Source organism: Micrococcus sp. Alg238-R198 (assembly GCF_900537135.1).
GTDB lineage: Bacteria > Actinomycetota > Actinomycetes > Actinomycetales > Micrococcaceae > Micrococcus > Micrococcus luteus.
This window is the reverse complement of the sequence record NZ_UNRH01000002.1, coordinates 19,725-44,000: the sequence shown is the minus strand read 5'-3', so window position 1 is coordinate 44,000 and position 24,276 is coordinate 19,725. Positions and strand designations below refer to the sequence as shown.

Genomic DNA, 24,276 nt, shown 5'->3' with positions numbered 1-24,276 from the left:
GGCTCGGTCCGCACGACGACGGCCGGTGACATCCCCGCGGGGACGTCACCGGCCGTCGTCGTTCTGGCAGACTTCGGCCCATGACCGACATCACCTCCACCCCCGCGACCTCCGTCGCCGACGATCCCCTGGCCTTCTACGTCCGCCTCGGCGAGCCCACCGTGGACGCCGACGGCGTCCGCACCTCCCGCGTGCGCTCCACCGTGCACGCCCAGGGCGCATGGCGGGAAGAGGAGATGCACATGGCCGCCGTCTCGGGCCTGCTGCTGCACGAGGTCGCCGCGCACGAGACCACTCCCGGGCTGCGGGTGGGACGGCTCTCCTACGACATCCTGGGCACGCTCTGGTCGGGCGAGCTCGAGGTGGTCACGCGCACCCTGCGTCCGGGCCGGACCATCGAGCTCGTCGAGTCCGTGCTCCACGCCCGGGGCCGCACCGTGCTGACCCTGCGGGCCTGGCTGCTGTCCACCTCGGACACCTCCGCCGTCGCCCAGCTGCCGGACGAGCCCCTCCCGCCGCGCTCGCAGGCGCAGTCGCACAACGCGCTCCACGGATGGGGAGGCGGGTACATCGCCTCCCTCGACGGCGTCATCCTGCCCGGCCACGGGCCGGGCCACGGCCGGGTGTGGCTCACCACGGACCGCGAGATGGTGGCGGGGGAGAGCACGAGCGACCTGGTGCGCCTGATCAGCCTCACCGACGCAGCCAACGGGATCGCCCCGGCCCTGCCGGCGAAGCCGGGCGGGTGGTTCTTCCCCAACGTGGACCTGCAGATCCACCTGTACCGCGAGCCCACCGGCCACTGGCTCGGCCTCGCGGGGCAGGTCACGGTGGGCCCGGACGGCGTGGGCCTGACCAGCACCGTCCTCCACGACGACGACGGCCCCTTCGCCCACGTCGAGCAGACCCTCACCCTGCGCTCCTGGCCGGTCGAGGGCGGCCTGTGAGTGCAGCTCCCCGGCTGCGCTGGGCTGTGCAGGAGCGGACCCTCGGGGCCGTCGAAGACCTCGACTGGGCCATGGGCGAGCTGGCCGTCTTCCGCGCCGCCGCGGCCGAGGGAAGGGCCCTCGACGATCTGATCCGCGTCTACGTGCCCGAACCGACGGTCGCGTTCGGCCAGCGCGACGCGCGGCTGCCCGGTTTCGCGGCCGCGGCTGCGGCGGCCCGGGCCCACGGCTTCGCGCCGGCGGTGCGCCGGGCCGGCGGGAGGGCGGCGGCCTACCATCACGGCTGCCTGGTGGTGGACCACCTGAGCCAGCAGGAGGACGCGGCACTCACCCAGCAGGCCCGGTTCGCCGAGTTCGCCGACCTGTTCGTGCGGGCGTTCGCGCGCATGGACGTGCCCGCCTCCGTGGGCGAGATCCCGGGGGAGTACTGCCCGGGCGAGTTCTCCGTGCAGGGTCCTGCGCCGACGTACCCGGTGAAGCTGGCCGGCTCCGCGCAGCGCGTGGTGAAGGGGGCGTTCCTGTTCTCCACCCACGTGGTGGTGTCCGACCCCGCTCCGCTGCGGGCCGTGCTCGTCGACGTCTACCGGGAGCTCGGCCTGGACATGGACCCCCGCACGGCGGGCGCGGCCGAGGACGTGCGTCCCGGGGTGAGCGTTCCCGCGTTCGCCGCGGCCCTGCGGGAGGAGTACACGGCGTGGGCGGCCGCCGCCGGGATCGAGGTCGTGGCCGAGCAGCTCGCCGTCCTCGGCGCGCGCACCTCCGGCTGAGGGCACGGACTGGCTGCGGGCGGGCCGTCAGGCCGTGAGATCCGCGATGATCTCCCGCTTGCGTCGCGGGGTGAAGCCGGCCGCCACGGCCGCCGCCCGGCGCGCCGCGTCCGTCCGGTACAGGGACCAGCCCCGCTGCACGAGGAACGGCACCGGCTTGCGGCGTTCGGCGACATCGCGCACGAACCGGCGGGCCGCCGTCGTGGTCCGCGCCTGGTCGATGTACCAGGCCGCGTAGCGGACTCCGGCCCGGTCCAGGGCGGCGGGCATGCGCTCGGCGAAGATGCCCTCCGCCACGATCACCCCGCCCGGCTCGAGCGCGACGGTGCTGTGCCCGCGGACGGAGGACGTGGAGATGTCGTAGTCGGGCACGCGCGTGGCGCCCTCCTCGAGCAGTTCGACGACGGCGTCCACGGCCGCCTGCTCATCCCACGTTCCGGGGTGGTCCCAGTCGATCTCACCGTAGGGGGTGCGCGGGAACACGGGGCCGGGCCCGCCCGCGGCGCCGTCGTCGGACTGCGGACGGTAGAACGCATCGAGCGAGAGGTGGGGCCGGCCGTGCCGCCGGGCCAGGTAGGACTTGCCGGAGCCCGACGCGCCGCCGAGCAGGATCACGGAGGGAGGGGGCGAGGCGGGGAGGATGGTCACGGGGGACCATTCTTCCCCACCTCGGCGCGTCCTCAGTGGCCGCGGTCGATCCACTCCTGCAGGTGCGGCTTCTCCGTGCCGATTGTGGTGGAGTCGCCGTGGCCGGTGTGGACCACGGTGGCCTCCGGCAGCGGGAACAGGCGCTCGCGGATGGACTCGATGATCGTGTCGAAGTCCGAGTACGAGCGGCCGGTGGCGCCGGGCCCGCCCTGGAACAGGGTGTCGCCGGAGAACACGACGCCGGTCGGGGCGCCGTCGTCGCCGGCCTCGCCCAGCGCGGGGGCGTACAGGCAGACCGAGCCGGGGGAGTGGCCGGGGGTGTGCAGCACCCGCAGCTCGACGCCGGCCACGCGCAGGACGTCGCCCTCGGCGAGCGCGCCGTCGGGCTCCTCGTCGGGGAAGACGTCGTCCCAGAGCATGCGGTCTGCGGGGTGGAGCAGCACGGGGGCGTCCACCATCTGGCGGAACTCCTGGACCTGGCGGATGTGGTCGTCGTGGCCGTGGGTGAGGACGATGGCCAGCACCTGGCGGCCGTTCACCTTCTTCCAGACGGCCGAGGCGTCATGGGCCGGGTCGATGACGACGCACTGCTCCGCGCCGCCGACGATCCACACGTTGTTGTCCACGTCGAACGTCTCCCCGTCCAGGGAGAACGTGCCGGAGGTGACCAGGTGATCGATGCGCGCCATCAGAGCACCACCACCGAGCGCAGGACGTCGCCGGACTTCATCGTCTCGAAGGCCTCGTTCACCTCGTCCAGGGCGATGGTCTCCGTGACGAACTCGTCCAGCGGCAGGCGGCCCAGGCGGTACTGGTCCACGAGCATGGGGAAGTCGCGCTCCGGCAGGCAGTCGCCGTACCACGAGGACTTCAGCGCGCCGCCGCGGCCGAACACCTCCGGCAGGGGCAGCTTCAGTTCCATGCCGGGGGTGGGCACGCCCACCAGGACGACGCGGCCGGCCAGGTCCCGGGCGTAGAACGCCTGCTCGTAGGTCTCCGGGCGGCCGACCGCATCGATGACCACGTCGGCGCCGAAGCCGCCGGTCGCCGCGCGGATGGCCTCCACGGGGTCCTCGTCCTTCGAGTTCACGGTGTGGGTGGCGCCGAGCTCCTTGGCCTTGGCGAGCTTCTTGGCGTCGATGTCCACCGCGATGATCGTGGTGGCGCCGGCGAGCTTCGCCCCGGCGATCGAGGCCACGCCGACGCCGCCGCAGCCGATCACGGCCACGGACTCGCCGCGCTTGACCTCGCCGGTGTTGATGGCCGCGCCGATGCCGGCCATGATCCCGCAGCCGAGCAGGCCGACCGCGGCCTGTTCCTCGGGCGTGTCGACGCCGTCGACCTGGGTGCACTGCTTGGCGTGGACGAGCGTCTTGTCCGCGAACGCCCCGATGCCCAGGGCCGGGGACAACTCCGTGCCGTCCTCCAGGGTCATCTTCTGGGTCGCGTTGTGGGTGTTGAAGCAGTACTTCGGCTCGCCCTTGCGGCACGCGCGGCACTCGCCGCACACGGCGCGCCAGTTGAGGATCACGGTGTCGCCGACCTGGACGTGGTCGACGCCCTCGCCGATCGCGGAGACCACACCCGTGGCCTCGTGGCCGAGCAGGTACGGGTACTCGTCGCCGATCCCGCCCTGCTGGTAGTGCAGATCCGTGTGGCAGACGCCGCAGGTCTTGATGTCGACGACGGCCTCGCCGGGTCCCGGATCGGGGATGACGATGGTCTCGATGGTGACGGGGGCGTCCTTCGCCATGGCGACGACGCCGCGGACCTTCTGGGACACGTTGTTCCTCCTGGTGGTGGGGATCTGCCCGAGGCCGCGCATGCGTGAGGCGGCGCGGCGGGCGGGCTCGTTCTGCCCATCCCATCACAGGACCCTGTGCGACGCATCGGTGAGCAGCCGGGGGGCCTGGTGTATGGCGTCACCATGGCGGCCGGGGGAGACTGCAACCTGACCCGCAACACCGATGTGAACGGAGGGGCGAACCGTGGCAGGACATGGCAGAGACGAGGACGAGGCGTACGAGGCTCCGGAGGCTCCAGCCGGGGCTCCGGCCGGTGCCGGCACGCTCGCTCAGTGGCGCATCCTGCTGGTGGGGCTGCTGATCGGCGTCGGCCTGGGAGTGGTGTTCGGACTGGGCACCGAGAGTCCCTGGGGCACTGTGCTCGGCTGCGCGATGATGGGCTTCGCCCTCGGCATCGCGTGGATGTATGTCGATCGTGGCCGGGACGGGAGGGACCGCTGACGTGTGCGGCCGCTACGTGATGGCCCGCGCCACGAGCGACCTGGTGGCCCTGGGCGATGCCGAGACGAATGAGGAGCTGGTGCTGCGCCAGAGCTGGAACGTGGCGCCGACAGCCGAGGTGCCGATCCTCGTGGCGCATGCGGACGACGTCGGCGCCGGAGTGACCCGGCGGATCCACGTGGCGCGCTGGGGCCTGGTGCCGCCGTGGGCGAAGGAGCTGTCCGTGGGGTCCCGTGCGTTCAACGCGCGCTCGGAGACCGTGGCCTCCAAGCCGACGTTCCGGGCCGCCGTCCGCGCTCGACGCTGCGCCGTGCCGGTGGAGGGCTACTACGAGTGGAAGACGCCGGAGCCTGGCGCCAAGGGTCCCGACGGGCGGGCCGCGAAGAAGCAGCCCTACTACGTGCACCCGGCCGGGGCCGGGGACGGCGAGGGGCCGGTCATCTGGTTCGCCGGCCTGTACGAGTGGTGGCAGGACCCCGAGGCCAAGGCCGCGGGGGAGGACGCCTGGGTCCTCTCGACGACGATCCTCACCATGGCCGCGCCCGACGCGGACGACGACGATCCGGTGCTCGCCGCGCTCGGCCAGCTGCACGACCGGCTGCCCGTGCCCATGGATGCCGAGACGATGGACCGGTGGCTCGCTCCGGACACGCTCGGGTCTGCCGAAGAAGCCGACGCCCTCGTGGGCCAGGTGTGCGCCGGCGCGTACGACGTCGCGGCGGGCTGGTCGCTGCGGCCCGTGGGGAGCGCCGTGGGGAACGTCCGGAACAACGGGCCAGAACTGATCCAGGAGATGAGAGAGCAGCAGGGAACGCTGCTCTGAGAGACGGGGCGACGGGGATGACCTGCCCGTGAGACGCGGAAGCGCGGTGCCGCGGTGAGGCCGGAGACGGTCATCTCCTGTTCACCCTGTCCGTGGGCGGCACCCCGGTGGCCGCCCTCGACGACGAGACCGCCGGCATTCCGGAGGGCAACAGAGGCCCCTCTGCCGGGCTCGTCTACGCGTGGGGCGAGCACAGCCGGGCCGACCCCGTGTTTGGGGACTACCCCGAGCGGGTCCTCGCGCTGAAGTACGCCGAGCCGGGCGTGGAGCTGCCATTGTGGTCCAAGCGCCAGGGCGACGACGCGTCGGTCGCGGAACTCTCGTGGGGTCCGCGCTGGGGCACCCTCTGGCGCGACACCGCGTTGGAATTTTCACCGGGTTTCACTACCTCGCCGACGCGACATACCCGACCGACGACCGCCTCGTTCGCGACTGGTCGCTGGACGGGGTGACCAGGAGTGAGGACGTCATTATCACCCAGGACGCGGAGCGGTCCGACGTCTTCGCACTCGTGGAGTCGCTCGCGGATGGGCAGAAGCCCCGGGCCCTGAACGTGCCGGCGGGGGAGGACGCCCACACGACCCCGGACACGGTCGAGACCGGGCGTGAGGTTCCGGCGGGCGCGCTCGGAGCGCTCGCGGCCCTCGGCGCGGGACTCGTGCTCATGGCCCGGGGGCGGGTGCGCCGGGTCTGACACACCCGGCCGACGAGGGGGCCGCGGGGCGGTGGACGGGAGACCGTCGGCCGCCCCGCGGTCTGTGCTCAGCCGGCCGGAGCGGATTCGATGGGGCCGGTGCAGCCCCAGGCTGAGGAGTCGACGCTGCAGTCATCGGCGACATTGCGGGTGATGGTGCGCCAGATATTCGCGGTGACAGGGGCCGAGTCGAGGCTGATGGTGCCCGGGATGAGCACCCACTCGCCCCCGGCCTCCCGGTATTCGCCGATGTAGACGGTGGTGAGGCGGACCGTGTACTGCCCGGTGTCCTCGTACACGTGGCTCGTGGGGGTGGGGACGTTGAACTCCGGCTGGCTCTGGCCTGCGACCGAGGTGGTCTTGGTGGGGGAGCCGTCCCCGTAGTCCCAGTGGAAGCTCACCGGCGTGGCGCGGAGTTCGACCTCGACCCCGTTGAGGGTGGTGACGAGCGTGCGTGTCTCGGCGTCTGCGTAGAAGTTGGTCTCCGCATTGCGGATCCCGCGTCCGCCATTGTCCGACCGGATCTCAGGCTCCAGCACGAGGAGCGTGCGGACCTCGTCGATGGAGACGGGCGGGGCGCCGTTGCTGGAGGCCTTGGCCGTCCAACATTTAGGGGCGCCATAGGCGGGATTAGCATCAGGCTGACGAGTGTCTACGGTCTGCGCCCGGATCCACGAACCCTCGGGGCAGAAGTTCGCCTCTTGCTCTCGACAACTCTCGAAATCCGGATTGCCCAGCTGCCCCGAGAAGCATGCACTGACCGTTTTGTGCTCTAGGTGTGGGTCCGGGCGGGCGGCGGTCGCTGAGTAATCAGTTGCAACAACTGAACTCGAGGTTGCTGAGTGTCTATCTGAGCATCTCTTATTCGCCGCAATGCCCTTTTTATTTATTGAGTAGTGGCTCTTCGAAGAAGTGCACGACTCGATGTCTCGTGCGTGTGAAGGGGTGGCGGCGGCAGTGGTAGGCACGAATAGGAGGCTGATCAATAATGCCACTAATACAATCCAGGTGCGCCCCATCAGTTAGATCCGATCGAACCTTCATATGACATCTCATCAACAATCCAGTGTGAAGATTCGGGGTTAAACGAGACCTCCGCGATCCAAGGCTGCTTGGAGGCCGCTTCAACATCTCCGTTCTCGGGAACAACCCCGCCCTTGGTGTATCCCGTTCCTGTGCCCGTAGTGACAAGGAGTGTCGAGACATACCCGGTTTCGGATCGATGAGTCAGAATCGAATCGATCTGTACCTCAGTGCCGGTGTACCACCCCCCGTCTTTGTAGATCATTTGCAGGTCGTTCGAGCTGAACTGGCAGAACTCGCAATACTCGCTGTAGAGAGAGTCGAGGAGTTCCGTGTCTCCGGTCTGCTCGGCGTAGTAGTGCACGTCCCAGAAATAGCGAATCGCCGCCTCGGCGCCCTCCTTGGTCTCTTCCTTCATGGCGGCGGGCATCTCCGGCTTGGGCACGTTCTGAGCGGGACCGTCGGCAGACGCGGGCACGTATTCGCCGGACCCGCTCTCCGTGGCCATGGGGGATGAGCTGACGCCCGCGGTCTCGCTCGTGCTCGCGGTCTCGCTCGTGCTCGCGGGCGCGGACGTCTCGACGGCGGGCTTGGCGGACGAGGGCGACGTCGTCGACGACTCGGCGGGCTCGGACTGCCCGCCGCAGGCGGTCAGTGCGAGCGCCAAGGCCACGCTGAGCGTGCCGGCCTGGGCGAATCGGTGGCGGCGCAGGGCGCGCCCGGGTGCGGTGAGAGACATTTCCCCTCCAACTGGACGTCCGTCGTGTGTCCGCGCCTCCCGCGCTGATCCCGCAGCGCGGTGCCCGTGGCATGCGAGGCCCGGTTGGTTCGGAGTATACGCAGACGGATTGTGGTCCTGCTCGCATTGTCCACAGGGCCGTGCCGACGCACTTCTTCCGGCCCAAGAGACGATTTTCTCGTGCATGTGCGCTCCAGGGTCGGATTCGAGGTCCCCGGCCAGGACTCGGCCAGCCGGTCTCACGAAAAGGGCGTTCCCGGCCTCGCTCGTCTCGGGGCGATGCGTCCTTAACGTGTCCGGCGGCCACCCTACCTTCGCACTCATCGCATTCGAACACATGTTCGAGTACGATCGGGGGTGCGGCCCCACCTTCCCACTTCTTCCCCGCGTCCGGTCCGCCGGACGGGCCGCGCTCCCATCGCCCGACGGCACCCCGTCGTCGGTCCGGTCAGCAGTGCACAGGGAGAGAAGCAGAATGGGAGTCCTCACACAGTCGGTGGCGGTGGAGTGCGGGGCAGACGGCACCCCGCAGGGGCTGCGCTGGAACGGGCGGGACTACGTCCTCGCAGAGCGCCCCGTGCGCTGGTTCGAGCGGCGCCGCTGGTGGGCGGAGGAGGTCCGCGCGGAGAAGGGCCGCGGCGCCGGTCTCGTCGACCACGAGATGTGGCGGCTGCAGGTCCGCCTGGCCCGGGCCGGCGCCGCGCCCCTGCAGACCCTCGACGTCGCCCACCACCTGGACTCCGGCCGGTGGCGGCTCGTGCGCGTCCACGAGCACGCCCAGGACCTGAGGCGGTCGGCATGAGCCAGGCCGCCGCGGCCGGACGCACCGCCGCACCCTTCGCCCACCTGCACGTCGCCTCCGCGTTCAGCGCCCACCATGGGGTCAGCTGGCCCGAGGACCTCGTGGCCGCCGCCGCGGCCGCGGACATGGACCTGCTGGCCTGCACCGACCGGGACGGGCTCTACGGCATGGCCAAGCACGTGGGCGCCTGCCTGCGCCACGGCATCACCCCGATCGTGGGCGTGGACCTGGCCGTCCGGTGGAGCGAGGACGAGGACGCCGGCCGCGTGGTCGTGCTCGCCCGAGGAGGCTGCCACGGCTCCGGCTACCGCTCCCTGTGCGAGCTCGTCTCCGCCGCCCACGCCCGCACCACCGGGGGAGCGGCAGGCGGCAGCCCCTGGGCCAGCGTCGCCGAGCTCGCCGCCGCGGCGGCCGGCCGAGTCCCCACCGCCGCCAACCGGGACAACCCGTCCACCCCCGAGCTGTTCGTCCTCCTCGGCCCGGACTCGGACGTCGGCCGCCACCTGGCCCGCCGCCGGTACGCGGCCGGCCTCGCCGCCCTGCACCGCTGGAAGGCGGCCCTGCCCGCAGGCAGCCCCCACGCCGACGTCGTCACCCACCTCTCCGCCCCCGGCCGCCGCCTCGACACCGGGCACGCCGTGAAGACCCTCCGCGCCGCCCGCCAGGCCCGCATCCCCGCCGTCCTGACCAACGCCGTGCGCTACGCGGCCCCGGACGGTGCCGCCACCGCGGACGTCCTCGACGCCGTCCGTGCCCTCAGCTCCCTCGACGCCCTCCACGACCTGCAACCCAACGGGCAGGGCTGGCTCAAGTCCACCGCCGCCATGCACCGCATCGCCCACGAGGTCGCCGCCGCCGCCGACGACCGCCCTGCCCCCCTGCTCGAGGCCACCCGCCGCCTCGCCGAGGCCTGCGCGCTCGACCCCGAGACCGACCTCGGCTGGGGCGTGCCCCGCGTCCCCGAGGCCGCCGTCATCGGCATCGACGGCCCCCCGGAGCACGTGCTGCGCGAGCGCACCCGCACCGGCCTCCTCGCCCGCTACCCCCACCTCCACACCGGGGGAGGCCTCCCCGGCACCAGCCAGGCGGCCCGGGACCTGCAGGACCGCGCCGAACACGAGCTCGGCATCATCACCCGACTCGGCTTCTCCTCCTACTTCCTCACCGTGGCCGCCGTCGTCGACCTCATCGAGGGCATGGGCATCCGCGTGGCCGCCCGCGGCTCCGGCGCCTCCTCCCTCGTCAACCACGCCCTGCGGATCTCCCATGTCGACCCCATGGCCAACGGCCTGATCATGGAGCGCTTCCTCTCCACCGACCGCTCCACCCTCCCGGACATCGACATCGACGTGGAGTCCGCCCGCCGCCACGAGATCTACCATGCCGTCGTCGAGCGCTTCGGCGCCGAGCGCACCACCCTCATGAGCATGCAGAACGCCTACCGGGCCCGCGGCGCCGTCCGCGACGCCGGCCTCGCCCTCGGCATGCCCGAACCCGAGGTGGACGCCATCGCCAAGCAGCTCTGGCGCTTCTCCGCCTCGAACTTCCGCGAGGCCCTCCAGCGCATGCCCGAACTCGGCGGCCTCTCCCGCCGCATCGAGTCCGGCCGCGCCGAGGGCGACCGCCAGCTGGACCTGCTCGTCGACCTCACCGAACGCCTCGACCGCCTGCCCCGCCACATCTCCATGCACCCCTGCGGCGTCATCCTCGGCGACGCCGCCCTGCTGCACCGCACCCCCGTCCAGCCCTCCGGCATGGGCCTGCCCATGAGCCAGTTCGACAAGCACGACATGGACCCCATGGGCTTCCTCAAGCTCGACATCCTCGGCGTGCGCATGCAGTCCGCCATCGCCTACACGATCGCCGAGGTCGAACGCACCACGGGCGAGCGCATCGACCTCGAACAGGTGCCCCTGGACGACGACGCCACCTATGCGATGATCCGCACCACCCACACCCTCGGCTGCTTCCAGATCGAGTCCCCGGGCCAGCGCGAACTCGTCGGCAAACTCGCCCCCCGCGAGTTCAACGACCTCACCGTGGACATCTCCCTCTTCCGCCCCGGCCCCATGCAGTCCGACATGGTCCGGCCCTTCCTCGAACAGCGGCACGGCTGGGCACCCGCCCACTACCCGCACCCCGACCTGCGGCCCGTCCTCGCCGAGACCCACGGGGTCACCGTCTTCCACGAACAGGTCCTACGCACCATGGACGTCATGACCGGCTGCGGACTGGCCCGCGCCGACGAGCACCGCCGCCTCCTCGGCGGCCCGCAGGAACACCTCGTCGAAGAGGCCTTCCGCACCGGCGCCCTCGCCCGCGGCTACTCCCTCGAAGTCATCGACGAGGTCTGGGCCACCCTCTCCGCCTTCGGCTCCTTCGGCTTCTGCAAGGCCCACGGCGCCGCCTTCGCCGTCCCCACCTACCACTCCGCCTGGCTCAAGACCCACCACCCCGCCGCCTTCATGGCCGCCATCCTCGAACACGACCCCGGCATGTACCCCGCCCGCCTCATGGTCGCCGAGGCCCGCCGCATGGGCATCCCCGTCCTGCCCGTGGACGTCAACGCCTCCTCGCGCCACGTCCACGTCGAGTGGGTCCCCGCCCACCCCGAGGTCGACGACGGCGCCCCCGGCCGCTGGGGCATCCGCCTGCCCCTCACCAGCCTCTCCGGACTCAGCGAAGCCGAGACCGACCGCCTCGACGCCGGCCGCCCCTACCGCTCCCTCGCCGACGTCCGCGACCGCGCCCGCCCCACCGCCCGCAACCTCGAACGCCTCGCCCAGCTCGGCGCCCTCGACTGCCTCCTCCCACCCGGCGGCGCCTCCCGCACCGACCTCGTCCACCACCTCGAACTCCAGCACTCCACCACCCGCGGCACCGCCCCCGGCCGCACCGCCCCGCGCTCGCGGTCCGCCCGTCCGCGGCAGGTGGAGGGCCAGCTGGCCCTGGACCTGCCGGACACCGAGCTCACCGCCCTCGCCCCGCTCTTCCCTGACCCGGGCCCGGCCGCCCGGGTCCGCACCGAGCTGGAGCTCACCGCCCTGGACGTCACCGCCCACCTCATGGACTCCCACGCCCCGTACCTGGACGCGCTCGGCGTCACCCGGGCGAAGGACCTGCTCGGGCTGCGCACGCAGTCCCGGGTGCTCGTGGCCGGGGTGCGCGTGGCCACCCAGACCCCGCCCATGCGCAGCGGCAAGCGGGTGGTGTTCCTCTCCGTGGACGACGGCACCGGCTGCGTGGACGCCTCCTTCTTCACCGAGGCCCAGCACGCCTCCGGGGAGATGCTCTTCTCCGCCCGCCTCCTGCTGATCGAGGGCACCGTCCGGCGCACCGGCGACCGGGCCGTGTCCGTCCAGGCCGTGCGCGCCTGGGACCTGCACCGGCCCGAGACGCTCCCGGACCCCGACTACCTGGACGCCACCCGGCAGCAGTGGCGGGACTGGCTCGCGGCGGACCGCCGAGCCGCCGCCGCGCGCCGCAGCGGCCGGGCGGGCACCGGAGCGCAGCCCCTGCCGGACATCCCGCACCACGGCACGGGCGGCTGGCCCGTGAAGGTGCGCACCGACGTCGGGCCGGCCGGCGGGGCCCGCCCCGGCCGCACGGCACCGGGTCGGCCCGCGCCGGAGCACCCCCCGATCCCGGTGCCCCACCCGGAGACGTGGGAGCTGCTGCCCACCCCGGACAGATGAGACCGTCCGCCTCCGTGCCCCGCCGTCCGGCCGCACCCCTAGAATGGGACGCGGCCGACGGTGGCCCCCGTACGCCACCGATCCCGAAGCCAGACCTCGAAGGAGCACCGTGTCGGAGCCGAAGAACATCCTGCTGACCGTGGACGGAGAGCTGCGGGAGGTGACGCACGGCACCACCGGCCTCGACCTCTTCCGCGAGAAGCCGACCACCGCCGTCATGCGGGTGGACGGCCTGCTCTGGGACCTGGCCCGGGAGATCCCCGCCGGCGCGTCCGTCGAAGCGGTGGACATCACGGAGCCCGAGGGCCTCGAGGTGCTGCGGCACTCCACCGCCCACGTGATGGCCCAGGCCGTGCAGCAGCTGCGCCCGGGCGCCAAGCTCGGCATCGGCCCGTACATCACGGACGGCTTCTACTTCGACTTCGACGTCGACGAGCCCTTCACCCCCGAGGACCTCAAGCAGATCTCCTCGCTCATGCAGAAGATCGTGAAGTCCGGCCAGACCTTCCGCCGCCGCGTCGTGGACGAGGAGACCGCCCGCGCCGAGATGGCGGACGAGCCCTACAAGCTCGAGCTGCTCGGCAAGAAGGATGCCGCGGACACCGCCGGCGAGGGCGCCTCCGTGGAGGTCGGGGCCGGGGAGATCACCATCTACGACAACGTGGACCGCAAGACCGGCGACGCCGTGTGGTGCGACCTCTGCCGCGGCCCGCACCTGCCCTCCACCAAGCTCATCGGCAACGGCTTCGCGCTCACCCGCTCCGCCGCCGCCTACTGGCTCGGCAACGAGAAGAACAAGCAGCTGCAGCGCATCTACGGCACCGCGTGGGCCAGCAAGGACGACCTCAAGGCCTACCAGGAGCGCCTCGCCGAGGCCGAGCGCCGCGACCACCGCAAGCTCGGCGCCGAGCTGGATCTCTTCTCCTTCCCGGACGAGCTCGGCTCCGGCCTGCCCGTGTTCCACCCGCGCGGCGGCATCATCCGCAAGGAGATGGAGGACTACTCCCGTCGGCGCCACACCGAGGCCGGCTACGAGTTCGTCTACACCCCGCACATCACCAAGCAGCACCTCTACGAGGTGTCCGGCCACCTCGACTGGTACGCGGACGGCATGTTCCCGCCCATGCACATCGACGAGGTCCGTGATCCCGAGACCGGCGAGATCACGCGCCAGGGGCAGAACTACTACCTCAAGCCGATGAACTGCCCCATGCACAACCTGATCTACCGCTCCCGCGGCCGGTCCTACCGTGAGCTGCCGCTGCGGCTGTTCGAGTTCGGCTCCGTGTACCGGTACGAGAAGTCCGGCGTGGTCCACGGGCTCACGCGCGTGCGCGGCATGACCCAGGACGACGCCCACATCTACTGCACCCGCGAGCAGATGAAGGAGGAGCTGACCACCACGCTCAACTTCGTTCTCGACCTGCTCAAGGACTACGGCCTCAACGACTTCTACCTCGAGCTCTCCACGAAGGACCCGGAGAAGTTCGTCGGCTCCGACGAGATCTGGGAGGAGGCCACCCGCACCCTCGCCGAGGTCGCGGAGGCCTCCGGTCTGCAGCTCGTCCCGGATCCGGGCGGCGCCGCGTTCTACGGCCCGAAGATCTCGGTCCAGGCCCGGGACGCCATCGGCCGCACCTGGCAGATGTCCACCATCCAGCTGGACTTCAACCTACCCGAGCGCTTCGACCTCGAGTACCAGGCCGCCGACGGCACCCGTCAGCGCCCCGTGATGATCCACCGCGCCCTCTTCGGCTCCATCGAGCGCTTCCTGGGCGTCCTCACCGAGCACTACGCCGGCGCGTTCCCGGCCTGGCTCGCCCCGGAGCAGGTCGTGGCCATCCCGGTGGCCGAGGCATTCAACGACTACCTGGACGACGTCGTCGCGAAGCTGCGCGCCGAGGGGATCCGGGCGCGCCTGGACGACTCCTCGGACCGCTTCCCGAAGAAGATCCGCACCGCGGCCAAGGAGAAGGCGCCGTTCGTGCTGATCGCCGGCGGCGAGGACAGGGAGGCGAACGCCGTGTCCTTCCGCTTCCGCGACGGCACCCAGGACAACGGCGTGCCGGTGGAGGAGGCGATCGAACGCATCGTGAAGGCGGTGCGCGAGCGCGAGGTCACCCCATGACCAGCCCCGGCACCGGCGGATCCGACGCGCGGGCGCAGGCCCGCGCGTCGGCGGACGCCGCCGCCACGGACGGCTTCGAGCTGCCCGGCGCCCCGGACGCCTTCGAGCGGTTCTGGAACGCCCACCGCATGGCGTACGTGTCCAAGGGGACGGGCCAGGTCAAGGACGAGCACACCTGCCCGTTCTGTGCGGCCCCGCAGCGCGACGATGAGGACTCCCTCATCGTCCACCGCGGCCGCACCGCCTATGTGGTGCTGAACCTGTACCCGTACAACCCCGGCCACCTGCTCGTCTGTCCCTACCGCCACGTGCCCCTGTACACGGACACCACCACGGAGGAGGCCGCCGAGATGGCGGAGCTGACCCAGACGGCGATGCTCGCCCTCGGCCAGGCCGCCGGCGCGTCCGGCTACAACCTCGGCATGAACCAGGGGGCGGTGGCCGGCGCCGGGATCGCGGCCCATCTGCACCAGCACGTGGTGCCCCGGTGGACCGGCGACGGCAACTTCCTGCCGATCATCGCCCGGACCAAGAACATGTCGCAGACCCTGGGGGAGACCCGGCAGATCCTCGCGGACGTCTGGGACCGGGCCGCCCGGGACCACGCCGCGCGCCAGGCGGCCAACGCCCGTGCCGCGGCCGAGCATCCTCGCCCGGGGGCCGGAGACTCCGCCTGATGCTGGACCGTCACGCGCGCGGCGTCACCACCCGCCTGTTCACCCCGGTGGCCCGTGCGCTCCTGCGGGCCGGGGTCAGTCCGGACACCGTGACGGTCGTCGGCACACTCGGCGTGAGCCTGGGCGCGCTCGTGCTCTTCCCCCTGGGGCACCTGTTCTGGGGCACGCTCTTCATCACCGCGTTCGTGTTCTCGGACCTGGTGGACGGGATCATGGCGCGCGAGGCCGGGTCCACCGGCCGCTGGGGCGCGTTCCTCGACTCCACCCTGGACCGCGTGCAGGACGCGGCCGTGTTCCTCGGGCTGTGCCTGTGGGGCTTCGGCGTCGGCGCCGCACCCGCGGTCGGCGCGCTCTCCGGGGCCTGCCTCGCCCTGGGCATGCTCGTCTCCTACGTGCGTGCCAAGGCGGAGGCCCTCGGCTGGGACGCGCACGTGGGCATCGCCGAGCGCGCCGAACGGCTCGTGGCCACCCTCGTGGTCGCCGGCCTCACCGGCCTCGGTCTGCCCCCGGTCGTCCTGGCCGTCACCTTGGGGCTGCTCGCCGCAGCCTCCCTGGTCACCGTCGGCCAGCGCATGGCTGTGGTGCGCCGCCAGGCGCGCGACGACGCCTGACCGGCCCGGCCGCAGGACCCGCCCGTCAGTCCGCCGCGATCTCCGCGACGACGGCGCCCGTCACCTGCACGAGGTCGGCGGGCGCGATCTCCACATCCAGGCCGCGTTGCCCGCCGGAGACGTACATGAGCTCCGCGTCGAGAGCGGAGGAGTCCAGGACGACGGGGTGGGGCCGGCGCTGGCCCAGGGGCGAGACGCCGCCCCGCACGTAGCCGGTCCGGCGTTCGACGACCGCCAGATCGGCCAGGGCGAGCCGCTTGACGCCCAGCACCGCGGCGGCGGCCCGCAGGTCCAGCTGACCGGACACGGGCACCACGCATGCGGCGAGCGCGCCGTCGGGGTCCGCCACCATCAGCGTCTTGAACAGTCGGTCGGCGGGCACGCTGAGCGCCCGGGCGACCTGGACGCCGAACCGCTCGCCGCCGGCGTCGAGGGCCACGTCGAAGGTGTGCAGCCGGTACGGGACCCCGGCGGCCGCGAGTGCGGCGACGGCCGGCGTGGCCGCCCCGTGCCGGGCGCCGCGATCCTTCTTGCGCTGGCCCACGGCGGACTCAGGCGATCCCGGCCTGCTCGCGCACGTTGCGCTTGATGCGGCCGAGCATGGCGGACATGCCGCGCAGCCGCAGGGGGGTGAGGGCCTTGGCCAGACCGAGGCGGGTGGGGATGTCCTCGGGCACGTCCAGGACCTCGAGGGCGCTCAGCCCGTCCAGGCCCTGGGTGAGCACGGAGGCGAAGCCGCGCGTGGTGGGCGCCTCCGGGGGAGCGGTGATGAAGAGGCGGACCGGGGCCTGCGGGCCGGGCTCACCCCCGAGCTCGACGGCCAGGAACAGCGGGGTCTGACACTCCACGACCTGCTCCATCTCGGCCTCGTGGCCGTCGTAGCGTTCCGGCAGCGCCGGCAGCTCGTCCGAGAACTCCAGCAGCAGCTCGAGCTTCTCGGGATCGGGCACCCCGGCGAAGTCGTCGATGATCTCGGCCAGGGCGGCGGGCACGGCGTGGTTCTCGGTCATGGTGTCCCAGTCTAGTGATCCACGCCGTGCCGGGGGCTTAGCGCGCGGGGGCCTCGCCCGGCTCTTCGCCGACGGCGATGGGCAGGCGCACGGCGTTGCCCCACTCGGTCCAGGAGCCGTCGTAGTTGCGGACGTCCTCGTGGCCGAGCAGGTACTTGAGCACGAACCACGTGTGGGAGGACCGCTCGCCGATGCGGCAGTAGGCGATCACGTCGTCGCCCTCCTGCAGGCCGGCGCCGGTGCGGTAGACCTGCTCCAGCTCGGCGCGGGACTTGAAGGTGCCGTCCTCGTTGGCCGCGGACGCCCACGGCACGGACGCCGCCGTGGGGATGTGGCCGCCGCGCAGGGTGCCCTCCTGCGGGTAGCCGGCCATGTGCGTGGTCTCGCCCGTGTACTCGGGACGGGAGCGGACGTCGATCAGCGGGGTGGTCCCGATGGCCTTGAGGACGTCCTCGCGGGCGGCGCGCTCGGTGTGGTCGTCGCGCTCGATCACCGGGTACTCGGCGCGGGCCACGGTCGGAACCTCGCGGGTGGTCTCGCGTCCTTCCGCGATCCACTTGTCACGGCCGCCGTCCATCAGGCGCAGGTCCTCATGGCCGTAGAGGGTGAACACCCACAGGGCGTAGGCGGCCCACCAGTTGGACTTGTCGCCGTAGAACACCACGGTGGTGTCCCGGGAGATCCCCTTGGAGGCGGCGAACTCGGCGAAGGCCTCGGGGCCGACGAAGTCGCGGGTGACGGGGTCGTTGAGCTCGGTGTGCCAGTCGACGCGCTGGGCGCCGGGGATGTGGCCGGTGGAGTAGAGGAGAGCGTCCTCGTTGGACTCGAGGACCACGACGTCCTCGTCGCCGACATGGTCGGCGACCCACTGCGTGGACACCAGCTTCTCGGGGTGGGCGTACTCGGAGAACTTCGCGGCGGTATCGGTCATGGCACTGCCTTCCTTCGCGTCGGGCGGGCCCGCACGGGCCCGGGGCGGGCGGCACGACGACGGCGGGTTCCGTGTCCGTGCCCTGCGCGACAGATTACGGCACATCGGTGTCACGTAAGAGGGTAGGGGCCCCTCAGTCCGGGACACGCGAGGTCACATGGGTCGGGTCCGCGGCCCGATAGCATGGCCCGGAATCCCCGTCGTCGACCCTGGGAGTGTCCCGTGGCTCAGATCGTCCACCTCGCCGACCGTTCGCCGCAGGTCACCCCGGACCAGCTGCTGGCCGGCTTCCACCCGTCGTACCGCTTCGGCACGGTGTCCTTCGACACCTACATCCCGGACCCCGCGCACCCCTCGCAGGCACAGGCCGTGGAGCGGCTGCGCCGGTTCGCGGCAGACCTCGGCCGGGGCGGTTCGGGCGGCGGGTTCCTCGGCGGCCTGTTCGGCGGGAAGAAGCGGGCGGCAGGGCCGGCCGGCATCTACCTCGACGGCGGCTTCGGCGTCGGCAAGACCCACCTGCTGGCCTCGACGTGGCACGCGGCCCCCGGGCCCAAGGCGTTCGGCACGTTCGTGGAGTACACCAACCTCGTGGGCGCCCTGTCCTTCCGCAAGGCGGTGGACGAGCTCAAGGAGTACACCCTCGTGTGCATCGACGAGTTCGAGCTCGACGACCCGGGGGACACCGTGCTGATGTCCCGCCTCATGCGCGAGCTGGCCGACGCCGGCGTGCGCCTGGTGGCGACCTCCAACACCCTGCCGGGCTCGCTCGGCGAGGGGCGCTTCGCGGCGCAGGACTTCAAGCGCGAGATCCAGGTCCTGGCCGACCAGTTCGAGGTCATCCGCGTGGACGGCGAGGACTACCGCCACCGCGGCCTCTCCGCCGCCCCGTCGCCGCTGGACGACGCCGCCGTCGAGGCCACCGCCCAGGAGAACTTCCCCGACGCGGGTGTGCTCGCCGTGGACGACTTCGCGGACCTCACCGCGATGCTCTCCCGCGTGCATCCCTCCCGCTACCGCGAGCTCGTCAAGGACGTGGACGTGCTCGCCCTCCACGACGTGCACACCATCACGGAGCAGGCCACGGCCCTGCGCTTCGTGGTGTTCGCGGATCGCCTGTACGACAAGGACGTGCCCGTCCTCGCCTCCGGTGTGCCCTTCGACGCCCTGTTCACGCAGGAGATGATGCACGGCGGCTACATGAAGAAGTACTTCCGCACGGTCTCCCGCATGACCGCCCTGGTCCGGGAGGGCCAGACGGGCGTGGCCGAGCACAAGTGAGCCACCGCCCCTGACCGGCACGACGACGGCGCGCACCCGAGACGGGTGCGCGCCGTCGCCGTGTGCGGGGCAGGGTCAGTGCACGGCGCGGAAGCACAGCGCCGCCCGCTTGCCCGGCAGCTCGACCTCCCGGTCCACCGTGAAGCCCAGAGCCCGGGCGGTCTTCACGGCCCGCGTGTTGCGGACGTCCGGCTCGATCACGAGCCGACGCGTGCCGGGGCGTGCGCCCAACCAGTCCACAATGCTCCGGTAGGCCGTGGCGCGGGCGCGCCCCTGCAGGCCGCCGGGGGCGGTGATGAAATGGAATCCGAGGTCCCCGTCCCGCACCTCGTAGGCGCCGCCGACCTCCTCCGCGCGAGGGTCGTAGGTCTGCACGAGGGCCACGAGGGTCCCGCCGTGCCACACGAGGTGGTTCGCGTGGGTGGGCTGGAACTCGAGGAAGTCGTAGACCTCCTCGACGTCCTGCACGCTGTGCCCGCGCATCCCGTAGAACTCCGCCCGCGGCTCCGTGACGAGTGCGTGGATCAGCGGGGCGTCCAGGGCCGGGCGGACGCGCGTCATGGTCAGGCCCAACGCCCCGACGCCGACCTCGGCCACGATGCGTCCCGGAGGGGCCCCGCCGGGGACGGAGCGGGCGGGTGCGACGCCGCTGCCGGCGGACGGGGGGACGGGACCGGACGGCACGGGCAGCAGGCGGCCGGCGGCCCACGCGTCCAGCTGATCCGTCACGTGCCCGCCTCCGAGACTGGAGGCGCCGAACGGGACGACCCACCGGCTGCGGGTGCGGTCGCCGAGGTCGAACACGACCCGGGCCACTGGCCCGCGGTGGGTGCCGACGGCCAGGCCGGGGGCGTGCGAGGTGGCGCAGACCGCGTCCGCGGTGCCGCCCACCCGGACGGACCCGATCGTGTCGAGCACGTCGGCGAGCCCCGGCACATCCGGCCCGCCGGGATGCTCGTGCGTGAACAGGAACGGGGTCAGGGCATGCGCCGCACCCCACGTCCGAGCCGTGTCGTCGGGGCCCGGCGGCTCAGCGGCGTCGCCGACGGCGGCGACGGCGGCCCGCACGAGGTCCCTCGTCGACGCTGCGACCCCCAGGGCCGCGCGCAGCGGCTCCGGCCCGCGCTCGGCGAGCGCCGCGCCGACCCATGCGGCGGCGTCGCCCCACGGTGCCCACGGGCCGCCGAGCAGGGCCCGCGAGGCGGGCGGCAGGTGCGCGATCAGGGCGGCGGCCACCTCGTGCTCCACGAGGAGCCACCAGCGGGCCGCGGCCGATCCGGCGGCGGCGTCGCCGGCCCACGCCGGGACGGACTCCGCGGCCAGCACGCCGTCCGCGACGAGCGCGTCGACGGCGTCGGCGAGCCAGGCCCGCGGCGCGCCCGGGGTCCGGGTGTCCGTCTGCAGGGCGGCCATCGCGTCCACGGTCCGCTCCTGCGGTGCCAGCGCCTCGAGGGCCTCCCGGATGCGGCGGGACCGCCACGGCGCGCACGCGTCCACGGTGAGGCAGGCGGTGTCCGGGTGGGGCTCGTTGGCCGCCACCACGACGTCGTCCGCCGCGGCCGGCGCGGGCCAGCGCACCCAGCGCTGATCGAGGGACCCGTCGGCGGAGCCCCGGCCCAGCGCGGAGGCCCGCGCCGCACCCCAGGCCGAGCGTCGATCCCGGCGCCGCACGGCCCCGGCGTGCCGGGTGAGCACCGTCCGCCGGTCCGCGACGATCACGCGATTGACCGGCTCGACGTGCCCGTCCAGCACCGCGCAGGCCTCCGCGGCGCTCGCGGCCGTGAGCAGCCGGCGCGCGCTCGGCAGGCCGGTGTCGGCGCGGTCCCAGGCGGGGAACCGCATGCTCACCGGGCCGGCGCCGGGCACGTCCACGAGCCGCCCGCGCGGGGTGTGGGCCACCCGCAAGTCCACGGGGTCGCCGCCGCGCACGTGCACCCGCTCGGTCCGGGCGTCGAGGACCTCCGGCCCCTCGGGGGCGTCCTCGAGGACCATCTCGAGCGAGGACACCATCGCCGAGGTCGTCACCCACGCGACGTGCTCGGACTGCCCCACATGCGGGACGCCCGGCACACCGGGGAAGGCCAGGCCGACGACGTCGACGCGGTCCCGGGGACGCTCGGCCTCCACCACGAGGCGCACCTGCTGGTAGACGCCGGGCAGCTCGAGCAGCCGGTGCGGGTCGGCGGCCACGAGCGGAGCGCCCTCGGCGCCGACGCGCACCGCCCAGGCGTTCGAGCCGTCCGCGTCGGGGCGCGGCGAGATCAGCGCCGCGGCGAGCGCGGGGAAGCGCTCGGCCAGCAGGGTGCGGAACAGGGCGGCCGGCGCGTTGGTCAGCCAGACGTTGTAGCCCAGGTGCAGGGCGAGCGCCGTGTGCGGGTCGAACGGCAGCGGCTTCACCCCGTGGGCGGCGAACTCGGGCGCGCGCCGGGCCCCGGCGTCCAGCCCCGCGTTCACGCCGTCGGCGAACCGGGTGAACCAGGCCCGGTCCTCCGCGTCGTCGAGGGCGTTGAACGCCTGGCGGGCCGCGCCGTCCAGGTCCATCTGCCGGGCGGCGACGTCGTTCGCCACCGCCGGCGGGCCGAACACCTCGGCGCTCATGCCGGTGACCCGGCGGTGCTCGCAGTCGACCTGCCAGGCCCGCTCCGTCGCCACGTGCCACCCCTGGAGGTAGGCCAGCTCGGGCAGGGACGCGGCCACGAGCGTCGGCACGCCGTGCGCGTCCCGGTGGCAACGGCCCGCCACGTCACCCGTCGCCGTCCCGGTCCACGCGTCCGCGCTCATGCCGCGGCGTCCTGCCGGAGCTCCGCCAGCGCGCGGCGCAGCGGCGCGGCCACCGGGTTGGCCAGGCGACCGGCGTAGAGCAGCGAGCCCGACGGGTCCGTCAGGTCCACCATCTGCGTGGCGTTCCGCAGCTGCAACCGGTTCAGGCACGAGTGCGCGAAGTCCTCCGCGTCCAGGCCGAGGCGCTCCACATCCGCGAGCCCCAGGGCCGTGTACTCGGCGAGGACCCGCCCCACCACGGCGTAGAACTCCTCCGCCGGCAGCAGGGCGTCCGCGTCCATCACGTCGGCCAGATGGCGCAGCACGCCGTCCAGCATGTCCGTGAAGAAGGAGAGGGAGAGGTCCTCGTCGGTGAGGTCGATGCGGATGCGCCGGGTCTGCTCCGTGAGCGGGACGCCGTCCGCGCCGACCACCACCTCCTCCCCGATGTCCTTGAGGAAGGCGCCGGTGACCCGTCCCTCCCGCAGGCGGAGCACGATGTTCTCCCCGTGGGGCATGAACACGGTCGAGTAGGCGGCGGCCAGATGCACCAGCGGGGTCACGTAGGCCGTCACCACCCCGTGCAGCCACTGCGCCGCCGTCAGCCCCGAGCGCTCCACGAGCGCCCCCGCCACGGAGCGGCCCCCGCCGTCCCGGTGCAGCAGCGCCGCCATGGTCATGACCCGCTCGCCCTCCGCCAGGCGCGGCAGCGGACTCTCCCGCCACAGGGCGGCGAGCATCTTCGTGTGAGGACCCTTCGAGCCCACGGCATGGAAGGCGTCCCCGGTGTACCCGGCCGAGGCGTACTCCCGCAGCACCCCGAAGCCCCACCTCGCGAGCAGGGGGTCGGAGTCCACGAGGTCGGCCACCACCGCGTTGATCGCCGGGGTGACGGACATGTACGCGGGGGAGAGGCCGCGCACGAACCCCATGTTCTGCACGGACAACGCCGTCTTCAGCTGCGGGGCGTGCGGGTCGCTCGCGTTGAACAGGGTGCGCACCGCCTGCATGGCCGTGAACGCGTCCGGGTCTTCGCCCACGTGCACCAGCCGCCCCGCGGCGAGGTCGGGGGCGAACGCCACCTGGATCCGGTGCTCCCACTGCCACGGGTGCACCGGGATCAGCGTGTACGCCTCCGGATCGACGTCGAGCGCCGCCGCCCGCTCCGCCCACAGGCCCGCCACCGCCTCGGTGATCGGCGGGGGCGGCGCCGGCACGGCGGCGCCCGCGCTCGCGGTCTTGGGCCAGGTCCACCGTCCCCCGAGCTCGGAGGGGAACGCGAGCCACACCGGGTGCAGCGCCCGCCCGCCCTCGGGGGCGAACATCGCGTACTCCGTGGCCCCCCAGCCGATGCGGCCGTTGGTGGCCACGAAGCCCGGGTGTCCCTCGCTCATGGCGGCCTCCACCGCCGTGTAGTCCGCGTCCACCAGGTCGGCGGCGGACGGGCGCTCGCCGGCCAGGGTGTGGCACCGGGCGGCGAAGGTGGAGGCGAGCTCCTCGAGATAGACGTCCAGCGCCTCGCCGGCCAGCCCGAGCACCTCGGCCGCGTCGAGGACGAAGCGGTCGACGGCCACCGCGTCCGGATCCCCGGCACGGCACACCGAGTCCGGATCCACGCCGAGGTGCTCGAGCGGGAGGGCACGCGCGGTGAACGTCCACCGCACCCCGCCCAGGGTGAGCGTGTAGGCGTGGCGGCCGGCGTCGTCGACCCGCTCGCCGCGCACCGGCGTCAGGAGCCGCTCATGGGTGAACTCGCGGATCGCCTTGGCGACGAGCAGCCGGTGGGCGTGCCGGGCGGTCGGCGCCGTCAGCGCGTCCAGGCGGGACGGGGAGGACGGGGGGACGGGGGTCATGCGGACACCTGCCTGTCGGGGGTGAGGAGGAGCGGGGGCTCGGGGAGGGTGAGGTCCAGCCCGGCGGCGAGGACGCCGATCCGGCTGGCAGTGAAGGACTCGGGCGTGGCGATCGAGAGCATCGCCGTCTTGGATCCCAGCGCCACGGGACCGAGCTCCGTGAACCCGGCGGCCAGGTTCTTCGCCCGGATGGCGGCGTTGCGCTCGTCCGGCTCGACGACGACGCGCCGCGCCCCCGGCTGGGCCAGGCACCAGCGCACCACCGCGGCCATCACCAGGTCCGTGGTCCCGGGCACCGGGGTGTCCGTCGGGGCGACGAGCACGTGCAGGCCGACGTCGCCCGGCGCGCCCGCATACCGTCCGGCCAGCTCCGAGTGGGCCGGGTCGTAGACCTCCACCAGGAAGGTCGCAGTCCCGTCCACGAGCCCCACGTGCGCGTGGTGGTGCGGGTGCGCGGCGATCGCCTCGTACTCGGCCACGACGTCGGCCAGACCCGCCTCCGTCATCTCCCAGTACACGGCGTGCGGGGACGTCACCCACCGGTGCAGCAGCGGATGGTCCTGCGCGCCCACGGGACGGAGCTCCACACGACGGGCCGCGCTCGCGGCCGCACCGTCCACGGTGGTCTGCGGCGGCGTCACGGC

General features: G+C 72.8%; 23 protein-coding genes. 12 read left to right on the top strand and 11 right to left on the bottom strand.

Annotation, left to right across the window (positions count from 1 at the left end; translation table 11 throughout):
* The first annotated feature begins 80 nt into the window (after positions 1–80).
* Positions 81–947 (top strand): thioesterase family protein, encoded by an 867-nt coding sequence (locus G6R13_RS02250; RefSeq protein WP_036381633.1) that lies wholly within the window; start codon positions 81–83, stop codon positions 945–947.
* The gene (locus G6R13_RS02245) at positions 944–1,714 is read left to right on the top strand and encodes a lipoate--protein ligase (protein ID WP_036381636.1); all 771 of its coding nucleotides are present in this window, start codon (positions 944–946) and stop codon (positions 1,712–1,714) included. The genes G6R13_RS02250 and G6R13_RS02245 overlap by 4 nt, the downstream gene beginning before the upstream one ends.
* 27 nt (positions 1,715–1,741) lie before the next feature.
* On the opposite strand, the gene G6R13_RS02240 is transcribed toward G6R13_RS02245, so the two are convergent.
* The 3 genes from G6R13_RS02240 to G6R13_RS02230 are packed head-to-tail and all read right to left on the bottom strand — an operon-like array spanning position 1,742 to position 4,145.
* Entirely contained in the window at positions 1,742–2,362 is a 621-nt protein-coding gene (locus G6R13_RS02240; protein WP_036338950.1) for a hypothetical protein, read from the bottom strand.
* A 32-nt stretch (positions 2,363–2,394) separates the two neighbouring features.
* Entirely contained in the window at positions 2,395–3,051 is a 657-nt protein-coding gene (locus tag G6R13_RS02235; protein WP_004167600.1) for an MBL fold metallo-hydrolase, read from the bottom strand.
* Complete coding sequence (locus G6R13_RS02230) at positions 3,051–4,145, bottom strand: S-(hydroxymethyl)mycothiol dehydrogenase (protein WP_036381639.1); 1,095 nt, start codon at positions 4,143–4,145, stop codon at positions 3,051–3,053. The genes G6R13_RS02235 and G6R13_RS02230 overlap by 1 nt, the downstream gene beginning before the upstream one ends.
* Before the next feature lie 205 nt (positions 4,146–4,350).
* Here G6R13_RS02230 and G6R13_RS02225 point away from each other — a divergent pair, with 205 nt between their 5' ends.
* The 4 genes from G6R13_RS02225 (at position 4,351) to G6R13_RS02210 (ending at position 6,125) form a co-directional block, all read left to right on the top strand.
* Positions 4,351–4,608, top strand: a complete 258-nt coding sequence (locus G6R13_RS02225; RefSeq protein WP_036381642.1) for a hypothetical protein — start codon at positions 4,351–4,353, stop codon at positions 4,606–4,608.
* A gap of 1 nt (position 4,609) precedes the next feature.
* On the top strand, positions 4,610–5,431 hold the full coding sequence (locus tag G6R13_RS02220) for an SOS response-associated peptidase (RefSeq protein ID WP_036381670.1): 822 nt from the start codon (positions 4,610–4,612) through the stop codon (positions 5,429–5,431).
* A 92-nt stretch (positions 5,432–5,523) separates the two neighbouring features.
* Positions 5,524–5,883 carry a hypothetical protein gene (locus G6R13_RS02215; RefSeq protein WP_020628069.1) on the top strand — a complete coding sequence of 120 codons (360 nt, stop codon included), beginning with the start codon at positions 5,524–5,526 and terminating at the stop codon, positions 5,881–5,883.
* Positions 5,880–6,125, top strand: a complete 246-nt coding sequence (locus G6R13_RS02210; protein WP_036381645.1) for a hypothetical protein — start codon at positions 5,880–5,882, stop codon at positions 6,123–6,125. Before G6R13_RS02215 ends, G6R13_RS02210 begins: the two co-directional genes overlap by 4 nt.
* 68 nt (positions 6,126–6,193) lie before the next feature.
* Here G6R13_RS02210 and G6R13_RS02205 read toward each other — a convergent pair whose 3' ends face one another.
* Positions 6,194–6,664 (bottom strand): PKD domain-containing protein, encoded by a 471-nt coding sequence (locus G6R13_RS02205; RefSeq protein ID WP_004167595.1) that lies wholly within the window; start codon positions 6,662–6,664, stop codon positions 6,194–6,196.
* Between the two features lie 479 nt (positions 6,665–7,143).
* Positions 7,144–7,887, bottom strand: a complete 744-nt coding sequence (locus tag G6R13_RS02200) for a DUF6318 family protein (protein WP_119217322.1) — start codon at positions 7,885–7,887, stop codon at positions 7,144–7,146.
* A 475-nt stretch (positions 7,888–8,362) separates the two neighbouring features.
* On the opposite strand from G6R13_RS02200, the gene G6R13_RS02195 reads away from it, so the two are divergent.
* From G6R13_RS02195 to pgsA, 5 genes are all read left to right on the top strand, one after another.
* Positions 8,363–8,689 (top strand): DUF6504 family protein, encoded by a 327-nt coding sequence (locus G6R13_RS02195; RefSeq protein WP_036338972.1) that lies wholly within the window; start codon positions 8,363–8,365, stop codon positions 8,687–8,689.
* The gene (gene dnaE / locus G6R13_RS02190; protein WP_163720945.1) at positions 8,686–12,384 is read left to right on the top strand and encodes a DNA polymerase III subunit alpha; all 3,699 of its coding nucleotides are present in this window, start codon (positions 8,686–8,688) and stop codon (positions 12,382–12,384) included. The genes G6R13_RS02195 and dnaE overlap by 4 nt, the downstream gene beginning before the upstream one ends.
* 109 nt (positions 12,385–12,493) lie before the next feature.
* Positions 12,494–14,512 carry a threonine--tRNA ligase gene (thrS, locus tag G6R13_RS02185; protein WP_044659661.1) on the top strand — a complete coding sequence of 673 codons (2,019 nt, stop codon included), beginning with the start codon at positions 12,494–12,496 and terminating at the stop codon, positions 14,510–14,512.
* Positions 14,509–15,189 (top strand): HIT domain-containing protein, encoded by a 681-nt coding sequence (locus G6R13_RS02180; protein WP_070708841.1) that lies wholly within the window; start codon positions 14,509–14,511, stop codon positions 15,187–15,189. Before thrS ends, G6R13_RS02180 begins: the two co-directional genes overlap by 4 nt.
* Positions 15,189–15,800 (top strand): phosphatidylinositol phosphate synthase, encoded by a 612-nt coding sequence (gene pgsA, locus G6R13_RS02175; RefSeq protein WP_123244431.1) that lies wholly within the window; start codon positions 15,189–15,191, stop codon positions 15,798–15,800. Before G6R13_RS02180 ends, pgsA begins: the two co-directional genes overlap by 1 nt.
* 25 nt (positions 15,801–15,825) lie before the next feature.
* Here pgsA and G6R13_RS02170 read toward each other — a convergent pair whose 3' ends face one another.
* From G6R13_RS02170 to G6R13_RS02160, 3 genes are read right to left on the bottom strand one after another with little or no spacing between them, the layout of a single operon-like run.
* Entirely contained in the window at positions 15,826–16,344 is a 519-nt protein-coding gene (locus tag G6R13_RS02170) for an aminoacyl-tRNA deacylase (protein WP_163720943.1), read from the bottom strand.
* A gap of 7 nt (positions 16,345–16,351) precedes the next feature.
* Positions 16,352–16,810 carry a SufE family protein gene (locus G6R13_RS02165; protein ID WP_070708839.1) on the bottom strand — a complete coding sequence of 153 codons (459 nt, stop codon included), beginning with the start codon at positions 16,808–16,810 and terminating at the stop codon, positions 16,352–16,354.
* A gap of 37 nt (positions 16,811–16,847) precedes the next feature.
* Complete coding sequence (locus tag G6R13_RS02160; protein ID WP_123244432.1) at positions 16,848–17,741, bottom strand: sulfurtransferase; 894 nt, start codon at positions 17,739–17,741, stop codon at positions 16,848–16,850.
* A 222-nt stretch (positions 17,742–17,963) separates the two neighbouring features.
* Here G6R13_RS02160 and zapE point away from each other — a divergent pair, with 222 nt between their 5' ends.
* Complete coding sequence (gene zapE / locus G6R13_RS02155) at positions 17,964–19,019, top strand: cell division protein ZapE (RefSeq protein WP_036340820.1); 1,056 nt, start codon at positions 17,964–17,966, stop codon at positions 19,017–19,019.
* A 75-nt stretch (positions 19,020–19,094) separates the two neighbouring features.
* On the opposite strand, the gene G6R13_RS02150 is transcribed toward zapE, so the two are convergent.
* The 3 genes from G6R13_RS02150 to G6R13_RS02140 are packed head-to-tail and all read right to left on the bottom strand — an operon-like array spanning position 19,095 to position 24,273.
* Positions 19,095–21,800, bottom strand: coding sequence for a GNAT family N-acetyltransferase (locus G6R13_RS02150; protein ID WP_113914430.1), 2,706 nt, complete (start codon positions 21,798–21,800; stop codon positions 19,095–19,097).
* Positions 21,797–23,632 carry an IucA/IucC family protein gene (locus G6R13_RS02145; protein WP_020624757.1) on the bottom strand — a complete coding sequence of 612 codons (1,836 nt, stop codon included), beginning with the start codon at positions 23,630–23,632 and terminating at the stop codon, positions 21,797–21,799. The genes G6R13_RS02150 and G6R13_RS02145 overlap by 4 nt, the downstream gene beginning before the upstream one ends.
* Positions 23,629–24,273, bottom strand: coding sequence for a GNAT family N-acetyltransferase (locus G6R13_RS02140; RefSeq protein WP_223246401.1), 645 nt, complete (start codon positions 24,271–24,273; stop codon positions 23,629–23,631). The genes G6R13_RS02145 and G6R13_RS02140 overlap by 4 nt, the downstream gene beginning before the upstream one ends.
* Between the last annotated feature and the right edge of the window lie 3 nt (positions 24,274–24,276).